Source organism: Chamaesiphon sp. OTE_8_metabat_110 (genome assembly GCF_031382685.1).
Taxonomy (GTDB): Bacteria; Cyanobacteriota; Cyanobacteriia; order Cyanobacteriales; family Chamaesiphonaceae; genus Chamaesiphon.
Map to the genome: position 1 here is coordinate 22,110 of NZ_JANMZA010000305.1, position 12,774 is coordinate 34,883.

11 protein-coding genes are annotated in these 12,774 nt (G+C 42.8%); 2 read left to right on the forward strand and 9 right to left on the reverse strand.

The window, feature by feature from the left end:
- Positions 1 to 193: 193 nt before the first annotated feature.
- Together RMO52_RS11190 and RMO52_RS11195 are read left to right on the forward strand one after the other, a co-directional pair.
- Positions 194 to 1,366: a transposase gene (locus tag RMO52_RS11190; protein WP_310414047.1), complete on the forward strand. Its 1,173-nt coding sequence runs from the start codon at positions 194 to 196 to the stop codon at positions 1,364 to 1,366.
- A 178-nt stretch (positions 1,367 to 1,544) separates the two neighbouring features.
- Entirely contained in the window at positions 1,545 to 2,126 is a 582-nt protein-coding gene (locus RMO52_RS11195; protein WP_310414049.1) for a WcaF family extracellular polysaccharide biosynthesis acetyltransferase, read from the forward strand.
- On the opposite strand, the gene RMO52_RS11200 is transcribed toward RMO52_RS11195, so the two are convergent.
- The 9 genes from RMO52_RS11200 to RMO52_RS11240 form a co-directional block, all read right to left on the reverse strand.
- Positions 2,097 to 2,918: a glycosyltransferase family 2 protein gene (locus RMO52_RS11200; protein ID WP_310414051.1), complete on the reverse strand. Its 822-nt coding sequence runs from the start codon at positions 2,916 to 2,918 to the stop codon at positions 2,097 to 2,099. The genes RMO52_RS11195 and RMO52_RS11200 overlap by 30 nt on opposite strands.
- Before the next feature lie 70 nt (positions 2,919 to 2,988).
- The gene (locus tag RMO52_RS11205; RefSeq protein ID WP_310414054.1) at positions 2,989 to 4,203 is read right to left on the reverse strand and encodes a glycosyltransferase; all 1,215 of its coding nucleotides are present in this window, start codon (positions 4,201 to 4,203) and stop codon (positions 2,989 to 2,991) included.
- Entirely contained in the window at positions 4,200 to 5,570 is a 1,371-nt protein-coding gene (locus RMO52_RS11210) for a hypothetical protein (protein WP_310414057.1), read from the reverse strand. Before RMO52_RS11210 ends, RMO52_RS11205 begins: the two co-directional genes overlap by 4 nt.
- 68 nt (positions 5,571 to 5,638) lie before the next feature.
- Positions 5,639 to 6,766, reverse strand: a complete 1,128-nt coding sequence (locus RMO52_RS11215; RefSeq protein ID WP_310414061.1) for a glycosyltransferase family 4 protein — start codon at positions 6,764 to 6,766, stop codon at positions 5,639 to 5,641.
- 119 nt (positions 6,767 to 6,885) lie between these two features.
- Positions 6,886 to 8,013 (reverse strand): glycosyltransferase family 1 protein, encoded by a 1,128-nt coding sequence (locus RMO52_RS11220; protein WP_310414064.1) that lies wholly within the window; start codon positions 8,011 to 8,013, stop codon positions 6,886 to 6,888.
- A 96-nt stretch (positions 8,014 to 8,109) separates the two neighbouring features.
- Positions 8,110 to 8,880, reverse strand: coding sequence for a glycosyltransferase family A protein (locus RMO52_RS11225; protein WP_310414067.1), 771 nt, complete (start codon positions 8,878 to 8,880; stop codon positions 8,110 to 8,112).
- Positions 8,881 to 9,016: 136 nt separating this feature from the next.
- On the reverse strand, positions 9,017 to 9,997 hold the full coding sequence (locus RMO52_RS11230; RefSeq protein ID WP_310414071.1) for a hypothetical protein: 981 nt from the start codon (positions 9,995 to 9,997) through the stop codon (positions 9,017 to 9,019).
- A gap of 46 nt (positions 9,998 to 10,043) precedes the next feature.
- Positions 10,044 to 10,892 carry a hypothetical protein gene (locus RMO52_RS11235; RefSeq protein ID WP_310414074.1) on the reverse strand — a complete coding sequence of 283 codons (849 nt, stop codon included), beginning with the start codon at positions 10,890 to 10,892 and terminating at the stop codon, positions 10,044 to 10,046.
- Between the two features lie 189 nt (positions 10,893 to 11,081).
- Positions 11,082 to 12,506 (reverse strand): MBOAT family O-acyltransferase, encoded by a 1,425-nt coding sequence (locus RMO52_RS11240; RefSeq protein ID WP_310414078.1) that lies wholly within the window; start codon positions 12,504 to 12,506, stop codon positions 11,082 to 11,084.
- Positions 12,507 to 12,774 lie beyond the last annotated feature (268 nt).

Consider the following 12,774-nt stretch of genomic DNA (forward strand, 5'->3'; position numbering starts at 1 on the left):
GTTTACTATCGCAAAATCAAATTTTATCAGGAGATGGCGGGATGCCTGAAAATCGTGTCGCTTTAGCGCACGGATGAAAGACGACTCGTGCGGCTTCAGCCGCCTAACGTCTTTGAACAATGACAACCCTTGTTCAATCCATTGATTTATGATATTGTATTCGTCATAAGCATAGCCAAACCAATACCCCCTAATGCTCGTATTTGAGTATAAAGTTTACGGCAAATCTAGCCAGTTCAACGCAGTTGAAGAGGCAATTCGGACAGTGCAGTTCATCCGCAACAAAGCTATTCGGCTTTGGATGGATGGCAGGGCAAAGTCTTGTTACGACCTCAATAAATACTGTGCTGTGCTGGCTAAAGAGTTCCCGTTTGCCAACCAACTCAATTCGATGGCACGTCAAGCAGCAGCCGAGCGTGCTTGGGCATCAATTCAGCGTTTTTACGATAACTGTAAAAGTAAAATTGCTGGTAAGAAAGGTTTTCCTCAATTCCAGAAAGACAACCGTTCAGTCGAATATAAAACGTCGGGGTGGGCATTGAGCGATGACCGCAAATCGATTACCTTTACTGACAAGAAAGGCATCGGTAGGTTAAAACTCAAAGGAACCAGAGATCTAAACTTTTACCAGCCCGACCAAATCAAACGGGTAAGGCTGGTAAAGAGAGCAGATGGTTACTTTGTGCAATTTTGCATTTCTGTTGACCGGACAGAGATTTTACCTGCTACTGGTAACACGATTGGATTAGATGTCGGAATTTCTAGTTTCTACACCGATTCAAACGGCTTAGAGATTAAAAATCCTAAGTTTTACCGAGCTGGTGAAGTGAAAGTGAAACGGGCACAACGCTTAGTTTCTCGCAAGGTTAAAGGTTCAAACAACCGCATCAAATCTCGAATCAAGCTAGGTAAGACCCACCTTAAAATAAGCAGGCAACGGAAAGATCACGCTGTAAAATTGGCGCGAAACGTAATCCGGTCTAACGACTTGGTAGCCTACGAAGATTTAAGAGTGAGAAACATGGTTAAGAACCATTGTTTAGCCAAATCGATTTCTGATGCGGGATGGTATCAATTTAGAGTTTGGCTAGAGACATTTGGGCGGATATTTGGACGGGTAACAATTGCAGTAAATCCCGCCTACACCAGCCAGGAATGTTCTAGCTGTGGCGTAATTGTGCAGAAGTCGTTGTCTACCCGTACTCACTCTTGTCAGTGCGGCTGTGAACTCGGACGCGACCATAATGCCGCGCTCAATATATTGACCAAAGCAATAGGCACGGTGGGGCACACCGGAATCTCAATACTAGATATTGGAATCGCTCAGGGAGATTCGTCCTCTACTATCGCTGGTGCAAACCTGTGATAGCAAGATGGGTCATTGAACTGAGAATCTCCCTGCTTCTAGGCGCGACGTTTGTGGGGGCAGCTTCCCCCACAAAGCTCGCTTGTGAGAGTGAGCGAAAGCGAAACCTCACCGAGCTGGGGGAGTGTCAAAGGTGATAATTGAAATTTTCCCGATCGTTAGGTTGAAGTAATTTGTGATGCGGCTGGATAAATATACTGTAGGCAACTATGTTCCAGGGGCACCACTATGGAAGCAAATCGCTTGGTACTACCTGGGATCGCCACTAGTCAGTAGCTACTGGATTCTCAGTTATGAATTTAAGTGCTGGGTACTGCGTTGTTTTGGCGCACAGATGGGACAAGGCATCTTTGTGAAACAGGGTTTGAGGGTGAAATTTCCGTGGCGGTTGGCGGTAGGTGATTTTGCGTGGTTGGGCGAGAATTGCTGGATTGACAATGTAGCAATGGTGACGATCGGTAGCAACGCCTGTATCTCTCAAGATGTGTATCTATGTACTGGCAATCATGATTGGAGCAGTCCGACTTTCGAGCTTAAGGATACCCCGATTGACATCGGTGCAGGCGCTTGGATTGCCGCCCGCGCTGTAGTCGGGCCGGGTGTTTGTGTTGGTGACGGTGCGGTATTGTGTCTGGGCAGTGTGGCATGTAAATCGTTAGCGCCGATGACCATCTATGCTGGCAATCCAGCCCAACCGCTTAGAGAGCGCAAAATGTCAGCTACTCCAGATCTAGAGATCCCCGATCCTAACCTTGGCTGACGAACTCGTACTTGCGCTCGATCGCCGATCGCGCAAATGTTCGGCTTCGATGATATGAATACTTAGTAATATCTCAGCTAGGGTTCGTTGGAAAGCATAATACCAACCATGCCAACCATCGAGAATACCGCCTTTGAGAATTAGGCAGTAAATTAACACAATAAATGGAGCAAAGACCTTCCGTTTGCGAATTCGATCGCCAAAACTTAATTCAGATTTAGGCATTTCCAGCAGTTTTTTGGCTTCCATCACCATATAGCGATCTTGCGCCCACAGCCACCGACTCAGCGGCTTGCGATCGTCATGATGGATATAGGCATCCAGACGACTCGATCGACCTTGAAGTTCTAGTAATTGAGTATGACCATCATCAATATAAGTTGCACGATCTTTTCTAAATAAAGCTAATCGATCGGGTAAAATAGTTCCGTGCAAAGGTTTACCAAATACACAGTATCTATAGGGAATAAAGTAACCGTCAATTGCTGAATTATTCAAAGAACTAAATGAATCGATCAGCTCATCTGTCAATACATAATCTGCATCTAAAGACAAGACCCACTCTGACTTAACCTGCTCTAAACCGTAGTTCCACTGCTGGGCATGGGTATCAAATTTCCGTTGAAATATTTTGATTTGCGGATGAGATTTGAGGATTTCTAGCGTACTGTCCTCGCTAAAACTATCAATGACAATTATTTCCTGCGCCCAGTCAAGTTTTGCGAGCGTGCGTCCGATATTGGGAGTTTCATTGTAAGTCAGAATTAGTGGCGTAATTGTCTCGATATTCATATAGAGTTGGTATAAATAGCTAGATTACTATCGTCAATAAAGTCAGGCATTTGTCCTAAGCAGACGACTATTAATTAACCTTCGCTGTTCCTAAAATTGATGGTAGCGGCTGTCGATCGACGATCGTTTGGTAAACTCGAATGAGATCGGCGGCGATCCGATCCCAGTTGTAGTTTTCGATACTAAACTTACGGGCATACACACCCATTTGCTGTACGCGATGAGGCTCAGTTAGATATCGAGCGAGTGCCTCGGTAATCGCCTCAATATCTAGCTCGGCAATGTAACCAAGCTCGCGATCGCGAACGACAGTAGATAGACCGACACCAGGAGTTAATAACACCGGGGTGCCAACAACCAGAGCTTCTAGAACAGCGATCCCAAAGTTTTCCGAGTGGGAAGTCAAGGCAAATAAGTCGGCTCCTTGAAGTAATAAATCTTTTTGAGTTCCTTCGATAAAACCAACCATCCGAGTGCGATCCTCAATCCCTGCGGTTCTTAATAACGACTGAATCTCTGCTTCATACTCTGGGGTACCACTACCTGCCAGTACGAAGGTAAACCGCCGTTCTCGAAGTTTACCGAGTGCCGGAATCAGATAGTCCAATCCCTTCTTGTAATGCAGTCGAGCTAAAAAGAGAATAATCGGTTCATCTGCGGGACAATTCAAATTTTGCCGTAGCAAATTAGCAGCATCTGGGATTTTGGCTGGTATCTCAGTTAAACCCAATGGCAGCACAAATGTCTCAGCTTTCAAGTTTAAAGCCATGACATCATCGCGTTCTTGTTCGCAGGTTAGATGGATAGCGCCAGCACGATCGAGATTGGCTCGTTCGATCGACTTCAAATAAATTTGCTTTTTCCGACCACCTCGATCGAGCGACCATTGACAGAGCATCCCATGTGGTGTCACCAGATAAGGAACTCCTCGCAGCCGGGAGATCGCCATCGTCACAGTAGACGTGTAGGAAAATATCGCATGAACGTGGATCGAGTCATACTTAGCGATATGTCTAAATAGCCAAGTCGTAAACGCTCCTGAAAAAGCAAACTCACGTAGGGCATTCAGCGGTGGCGAGAAGCGGGGGAAAAAGTAAGTAGGGATGCCATCATACCGGGTCAGCGTACCCAGTGGCACATCGAGAAGATCGTTCCCATCATCGTTAGTTGTCGCAATTTCTGCATCGATTCCGCTGTCTCGCAGCGCACGCACCATATCTAGGACTGCTCGACTCGTCCCCCCTCTAACGGGAGAGACTGAAGGAATTACATGTAAAATTTTCACTGATATAGCCCAACATCATCAGGATATTCTGGTTCGACACTGGCATAGTAAGTACGAACTCGATCGACTTCGACTAGATAAGCACCCATGACGAGATACATTAAAAACACGAGCAGTGAAAATGTAATATTTCCTAGTAGAAAAGCTTCAAACACGCTTCCGACAAGCATCGATCCCAATCCAGCTATGACTACACTAGTCTGAAAGAAGTAGTATTTTTGTCGATTACCTAATTGATTGAGCTGCCAGATTAGCTTGATAGACTCCCATCCCATTAGTAACATCGGAATCAACCCGGTCAATCCAAGATTGGCAGCGGCTGATAGCCAAGAGTTTTCACCATGACCCATGCGATCTCCCCTTAGCGGTTCTCCAAATAAAATATTGTTGGTAAAAGAATTCCACATCCAATACCAAGCACTTTCACGGCTATTTTCAGTAGAAGCGAAGCGAGCACTGACAGAGGAGTCAATTCCTGACGATGTAGCCAATGAATCTGGCTCTAAGAATGGTAGTAACAGTGCTGCGGATATACCTATAAACAGTATGACTCGGAACCAAGCACCTCCGTTGTTTCGGAAAAACAATAAAATTGAAACTATACCCATTAGTAGCCCCGTACGCGAACCAGTTAATAATAAAAAGTACACGACAATCAGTAAAGTCACTAGCCAAAGGAATTTAAAAAAGTTCCATCTCGGGTGACTTTGGATCGAAAACATCAAACACGGAATTGTTGCAGCTAGCAATACTGCTGCGTGCTGTGGATTGCCTGTAGTTCCCAGGAAACGGCTGTGTACGAAAGTAATTGCATAGGGATTAAGTATATATTGATAGGTATTGGCTACGACAAAAATTAAGCCGACCACAGCGATCGATTTGACGGCGAGACGAAAGTTCTCATCATCTTGCAGCCATTGTCCTGGCCCTCGCTGCAACATGAACACAATCCCGCCAAAGGTCATCGCGGAGATGAATGCAAATTCTAGACTACCGTAAACCACTGTTTTAAAGAAAATTACAAACTGCACGAACATCAGATACTTAATGGGTTTAGGTATTACCCATCTTCGCCAAGTACCTTGTGTTTGGATTGCTAGCAGTACTAACAGGATTAGCAATACGATTGCTAATGGTCTACCGGATGCCCGAATTTGCTGAAGCGGAAACAGTAATGGTGGTGTTTTGACAAATCGATCGGCAAATATATTTAGTGATGAAGCAAAGCAACAGAGGCTGAACATCAGCCATGAAGTCTGCCGAGAACTAGTAGCTTTGAGCAGCATCAAAGCTCCAATAACAACCCCAATCAACCCAGCAGGAGTCGCCAAGAAAGTTATCAGTTGATCGATAAAGGTTTTATTCATTTTCTACAAGTCATTACAACTGGAGTGTTAACAGCGAAGTCGATGGCGGGTTGATTCACTTTGCCGCTTTAGTGCTCAAAATTCGTCCCGATTAGCTGTGTTTGGGAGTTGGCATCTGCTGACACCGTGTGCTGCTTTACGGCTGCCTGAAGCAGGTAGTGCCACCGAGCCACCCAGATACTAGTCGCATATGGTGCAGCTAGCTGTTGCGATCTTTTGCCCCACAAGGGTAATTCGGCATGATGCTCGTGGAAAGTTACTAAAGCCTGTGTAAGTCTAGCAATATTGTCTTCAGGAATCACTAGACCGTTGTACCACGATCGTACGACTTCTACCCCGGAACCACACATATCAGTGCAAATAATCGGCAACCCAGCGGCGGCAGCTTCGACAATCGCTAGGGGCCAGGGATCGAAGCGACTGGGTAAGATAAATGCACCAGCAGACTTCCAAACAGATTCCATCTCCGTAGGTTGTAAGAAGCCACGATCGATAATTCCTGGTTTGCCAGCTAATTGAGATTTGAGTTCGCCTTGTCCGCAACAGACTAAATCCCACGGCTCATCAACTCGATCGCGATAATCTTGATAGGATTGGATCAGGACATCGATCGCTTTAATGGAAAGATAACGTCCGATAAACAAAAACGATCGCGGCCAGTCCGATGTGGATCGCTTTTCCCACAGTGGCACCCAACTATCATAATCAATGCCATATAATCCGCGATCGATCCTGTCGGCGGGAATTCCCAATCGTTTGGCAAATTGCCAGCTACGCTCTCCTGTGACAACTACTCGATCCATCCGTTGCAGAAAAGAGCGCAGCACTAGCGGTGCCAGTCGCTGGCGCAAATTATCCTTCCAAGGTGTGTCCATTCCCATGACAAAAGCAGTATCTTTGAGTCTAGGTGCCGATGCCAACTTACAGTAGGGTTGATGCAGCCAACCACAAACCACTACCACATCAGGGTGTTCTGAAACTACCAATTGCTCGATCGATCGGGCATCTTGTCTGGCTTGGAGGTCGAGCAGGCGGCACGGAATATCCTGCATCAATCGATCGCCAAAGGCAGTTTCTGTCAGTGCTTGAAACGCAACTACAAAGACATCAACCTCGGCTGAATCATTGAGTGCGCGCCAGCAAGCAGCCATATAGCCAGAGATGTCCGACCAGCAGAATACAACCTTGAGCTTCATAAATTAACTTGCGAACTGAATTTTTTGTCAAAAATCAAAATTATAGAAAGCTTTGCTGCAAGTATTTCCGCAATGGGACACCTACTTTATCTCGATCGACTGAATTTGTATCTATAGTACTAGGCAAAGCGATTAAATGCAGTAACTAACCGCTCGACACAACTAGTCCAAGTATATGTTACTACATGGCGATGACCGCGCTGAATATAGTCTTCTCGGAGCTTCGGGATTCGATCGAGATCGACTAGGATATCTACAATTGCTGTTGTCATGACAGCATCAACGACAATCCCGGCATCCCCAACAATTTCTGGTAAAGATGCTCGATTGGATACCACGGCGGGAATACCTGCGGCCATTGCTTCTAATGCGGGAATCCCAAATCCCTCATAGGGCGAAAGGAATAATAGTGATGAAGCACATCTTAATAACTGAGGTAACTCAGCATCTAAAACCATTCCTAGTAAAGTTACATTAGGATGCTCCGTAGCGGCGGCAACATAACTAGCTTCAGAATCTCCAGCAATCACAATCTGTAAATCGCTCTTGCGCTGGTAGAGTTCTCTTGCCACCGCCAGAACATCGTCAGCACCTTTTTTCTGGCGTAATCCACCCACAATGATAATGTATGGGTTATCGATTATGGAATTGAGATCGGCAGGGGCAATTTTGGCAATCTCAAAGAAAGATAAATCGACACCATTGCCAATAGTCACAATTTTGTCAGGATTTGCATCCAACAAATCGACCATTCTCTGTTTTGAGAATTCTGAAACCGTGAACACAACTTGACAGTCAGCTAAAGCTTTTCGCACCCACAAACCCCATCGATAGGCAAATAATCGATGTTGCCAGGTGTGAGACCACGGAAGATCTGGTTCAAAGGCTTGAATATCATGAAGGGTAATTGCAACGGGGCACTTGGTCACAGGGAGATAAGTTTCCATCGGTGCGTAGAGCCAGTCAGTATTGGTTGGAATATATCTATCCATGTGTGGCAATCCCCATAGTTTCCACGCTCGCTCGGTAGTACTTTCAGCAGATGGAAAGGTACTAAATGGTAGTGGTGATAACGGAGATAGAGGGTTGAGTTGTTTATTTGTGGTCAACCACTGCTGTGAAAAAAAAAGTTCTAGAGAGATGTCATCTCGATTGTTCAGACCCAACAACATATTATTAATATGTTTACCAACGCCAGTACATGGTAAGTAAGTACGAATAGGATGAATATAAGAAGTTATTTGCATTTAAAGCAGAAGCCACAAAAGTAAATACATCGATCTGTATCGATCTATATCGATGATAATTTTAATATGCTCTATTTACAAGTTTGGACAATACAACTATTCAAGAGTAGGAAATCCAAATTCTTCTATTATCTTAGAACTTAGCTTTCGTTTGGAAAAAGCTTTCCACAATATAGATTTTAAGCTTGAGAATCTCTTGTCTTCAAGGTTAGTAGAAGAAAGATTTTGAGAATTAATCCTGTAGACAGCACCAGGGAAAGGAAGCGGCGTCAACTTTCGCTTACGTTCTTCCAATAACTTATTTACTTGCAAATGTTGCCAGATAACATCTAACCAATCAGTTGCTGGCGTTTCCATAGATTCAGGGAAGTCAGAATAATCACATCTAATAATATGTGAAGTTCCAGATACCATATCAAAACGAGGACGGATGAAAATACGATCGCTCCCAATTTGATATATGTAACCAGTTGGAAAATACCATCCATCACTTTCATTAAAATTTTCTGTAAATGAAACTAACCGATTAGAAACGAGATCGTCTGCATCCACTCTCATGACGAAAACAGATGAGTTTGCTTTGACAAGCTGAAGTTTTTTTATCTCTAGCATTCCTCGCTTGACCTTCGCATAAATATCGCCGTTAGCTTCATCCCAAGACTTCGGTATTGCGAAGGTTTCTTGAACCAATTTAATCCGATCGTTCTGAACAAAATTCAGAGGAGGTGAGTTACAAACTAAGATTACTCGATATTCTGTTGAATCTTGCTGAGTTATACTATGTAATGTTTCATTACATAATAAAGATATTTTCTCCCAGTCAGAGCAAGTTTCTGGACTTCGTAACGGAACGATAAATACGAACATGGTTAAGGAAATATTAAACAGATTATGACATTAGTTTGTGATGCTAAACAGAGGTATCTGTCGATAGACTGATTACTCTTTAAATATAGACTAAAAGCTCTAATTAAACTAAAAACAGGATAAGATTGGATGTTTTTTATAGTTCTAACAGACCTTTAGATTTAAATAAATGATAACTATTATTTATTAGCCTCAGAGAAACAATATTTTTTATTATCATCTTTGGAGCTTTCATAATCAACAAAGCTATATAGTGCAAGTATAAGTATGACTGAGATATATCTGGCTTTGCAAAAGATAGTAAGATGAATTGATGAGGAAGAAAATTATCCCGCTTATAACCAGCCCAATGAATCAATATCACCTGCTTCTTCTGATCTAAGCCTCCATAGTCCCATAGAAAATATTTACCATCACTCTGATAAATTTCTCCAGATTGACGTGCCCAAGCATTTTGACAAATGCCAGAGATGACTTCAGCAAAATGTCCATACCTAAGTGGTTTAAGATCGCAACAGTAATTAATGAATGCTTGGTCTGTATTTCGTGGATTGAGTTGTTCTCTGACTTTTAATGCTTCTGACGCTAATCTTTCAAACTCCTCAATTGAAAACAGCCCTTTACGAGATGCCCACAAGCCAGAGAGAAACCCTCTTCCCCGTCCTTGCTTCAGAAGCTCTCGACGTAGCACGCCTGGTTGATATACTTGATCGATTGCTAGATCGTAATGTAAAAGTTCAAAATCAAACTCATCTAAGGCAGTGATGAAAGGAGTTAGATCGGCTAAGACGACTTGACGAGCATCTAAGTAAATAAAACGATCTAAATCTCCCCAAAATGCCGCATAGCGCCTAAACCAGTGCGGCCCAGTCGGTGTATGTCCAAGTTCAAAGGCTTGACCGATCGCTTCGAGTCGATCGAATGAAATATCGATATAAACTTCAAAATTATATTTGTCTTGGAGCTGTAACAGCCGATCGCAATCATCATTAAACGGAATCAGAATTAGACGCAAATCTGGATTGAACTTTCGGAAACTATTTAAAAACGCGATTGCCCAGTCATAGACAACATCATTAGCTGAGAAATAAACGCCAATTTTTAGATCTGGAGACACAGGCGTTACAAATTATAGATGGTCAGGTTTATTAAAATTGAGGTAGTTAGTCTTCTGAATGAGTTAGTAGTCTCTGGGTGAAGGTAGCTTTATTTCGCATATCTAAGTGAGAAGTATCGGGTAATGGAAAACTTGATAGATCTGGATACTCAGCAAAATGAACGGATTTGACACCAAGCTTATTCATCCAAGGATGCCAATAGCGATCTGGCGGGTATGTCTGACCTTCAAACTGCCATAAATCTCTAGCAACAGGCATCCTTACAAAAACAACTTTACCACCCCGGCGTTGAAATCTAGCGATCGGTTGTTGCCAATGTTGCGTTTGATTAGACCATTCTCCAAACGTTGGTAAGACTCGATCGACATACTCAGTAGAATTTTTTGGTAATCGGCTTTGACGCAGTGCTTTAAGTGCTTTCCGATCCGCGCGTGCATAGTCAGTAAGTTGCTGTCGATCCTCTAAACTTTTTGTATAAAAAGGCACTGGGAGTTTTCGGTCTGTAATTAGATTACCCCACAATCGGAATGAGCTACTTTGGGGGTTTAAAAACATAAAATGACTCTGAAGCCAACTTGATATATTCCGATTTAGCTGCCGATTCATCGAAAAGTTATGGTAACAATGATTGACAGATGTGAATTGACGGCGATCTCTCTCGGAAGATAGGGTTACTTCTGTTTCATCGATAATTATAGTTCCGTTATAATTAGTTTGTTCTACAAGATGCTTGAATACTGGAAAAGAAGTGCCCAAACCAGATTGAGCTAGCAACAGAGCTTGCCGATCGGGATGGCGTTGAGTAAAAGTGGCTAGATCTATGCCAGTTTGCATTCGCGAAGCACCCAAGAAAATAATATCTTTACTTCCTAATTTAGGAACTCGTCCATACACACTACAAAACAAGTCAGCATCATCAACGATCGACGGCTGATGTCTAGCTTTATATAGTAGTGTTTCATTAAGGCATAGAGCAGCAACTAGGAGGATGGGGATTAAAATACTAATTTTCGACCACTGAATAGTTTTAATGAGTTTACCTCCTTAATTGTTGGCGTAGCCTCTCCACTTGAGAATTGACAGTTAGAACTGAAAATAAATAAACGATCGATCTTCACCAGGAAGGGTGGCGATCGCATACAACATTACAGATAAACCAACCGATACTACCCACCAAGGTAATTTAGCAATAATATCCTCAATATTTAGCTCTTTTAATCGCCAATGGATAAGGAAAATAACTACGATCGTACTGGTAGCTGTCAAGATAGCTTTTTTTTCTAGAACTAAAGTTGCTGGTTTCGCCGAAACCGCTAACATAGCAGTGACTATACTAGTGGCTTGCTCTAAAGAATTCGCCCGAAAAAATACCCATGTAAAGCAAATCGAGATGAATGTAAAAATCGCTAGCAAAAATTGGATGACGGGTATCTTCCAAACAGCATGATGTCCTAAAGCCTTGGTCAGTAAACGTTCTCCAATGAGATACAAACCATGTAGCCCACCCCAGATAACGAATGTCCAAGACGCTCCATGCCATAAACCACCTAGTAGCATAGTAATCATCAAATTCAGTTGAGTCCTTACCTGTCCCTTTCGGTTGCCACCTAGAGGGATATATAAGTAATCCCTCAACCAAGTTGATAGAGAGATGTGCCATCTTCGCCAAAAATCTGAGAATCCGATCGCTGCATAAGGAAAGTGAAAATTTCTAGGTAGGACAAATCCCAAACATAGCGCTATACCGATCGAGCAGGTAGAATAGCCAGCAAAATCGCAGAAGACTTGTCCTGTAAAAGCAAAAGTTCCACCCCAAGCCGAAGCAAAGTTAGGAATTCCAGGCGCAGAATACAGACTTTCGACTATTGGAGCCAATATGCCATCGGCAATCACAACTTTCTCGAATAATCCCAATACTGTCAGGCTTAGTCCCCAGCACAAGTTACTAAAGATGAAGGGTTGTTTGTGTTCGCACTGCTTGATAAAGTCATCTGCTCTTAATATGGGGCCAGCTACCAAATGTGGGAAAAATGTCAGATATAAGGCATAATCGAGCAGCGAAGATGAGGCTTTACTTTTCCCAAAGTAGACATCAAGTACATAAGATACAGTTTCAAATGTATAAAAAGAGATGCCAATTGGCAAAATGATATCAAGATGCGCTGGATGATAACCAATCCCGATCGTATTAACTAAGGCCGTAAAGTTATCTAAGATGAAGTTGCCATATTTAAAAAATCCTAGTAGGCCAAAATTAATAATCAGACTGATAATTAACAATAATTGCTTAGATCTGGGCTGTGAGGCTCGATCGATTAGCCTTGCAGACCACCACCCAAAAATTGTAGAAAATAGAATTAGAATTACAAAGGGCGGATTCCAAGCTGCATAAAAGAGATAGCTAGCGATCAGCAGGAATAGCTTTCGAGCATTCCAATTCGACAATGTATAGTAGACAAGTGTGACAGCACAGAAAAATACTAGGAATGTGTAAGAGTTAAATAGCATCGCTTGAGATGAATCATTTCAAAGATTTAGTCAAATAAAGTATTGTCAATAGTCGAATGAAACATTAGATGATTGTCGAGCTACGATTACAGCATTATTTTAGATAAAATAAAACTATACAAGTGCCATAGGGAGCATCCCACTTTTTATTCGATCGGGACAAGTAAACCTTTTGTACTAGTGGAAGGATTAAGGAATTTACCTCTAGATCGAGCAGATCGAGCATAATGCTGAGATAATTAAAGCGAGTAAATTCAAGGTAATGTGA

Coding starts and splice junctions, on each gene's coding strand:
- RMO52_RS11220 (WP_310414064.1), bottom strand. CDS start 8,013: ATGCAAATAACTTCTTATATTCATCCTATTCGTACTTACTTACCATGT.
- RMO52_RS11225 (WP_310414067.1), bottom strand. CDS start 8,880: ATGTTCGTATTTATCGTTCCGTTACGAAGTCCAGAAACTTGCTCTGAC.
- RMO52_RS11190 (WP_310414047.1), top strand. CDS start 194: ATGCTCGTATTTGAGTATAAAGTTTACGGCAAATCTAGCCAGTTCAAC.
- RMO52_RS11215 (WP_310414061.1), bottom strand. CDS start 6,766: ATGAAGCTCAAGGTTGTATTCTGCTGGTCGGACATCTCTGGCTATATG.
- RMO52_RS11195 (WP_310414049.1), top strand. CDS start 1,545: ATGCGGCTGGATAAATATACTGTAGGCAACTATGTTCCAGGGGCACCA.
- RMO52_RS11210 (WP_310414057.1), bottom strand. CDS start 5,570: ATGAATAAAACCTTTATCGATCAACTGATAACTTTCTTGGCGACTCCT.
- RMO52_RS11240 (WP_310414078.1), bottom strand. CDS start 12,506: ATGCTATTTAACTCTTACACATTCCTAGTATTTTTCTGTGCTGTCACA.
- RMO52_RS11200 (WP_310414051.1), bottom strand. CDS start 2,918: ATGAATATCGAGACAATTACGCCACTAATTCTGACTTACAATGAAACT.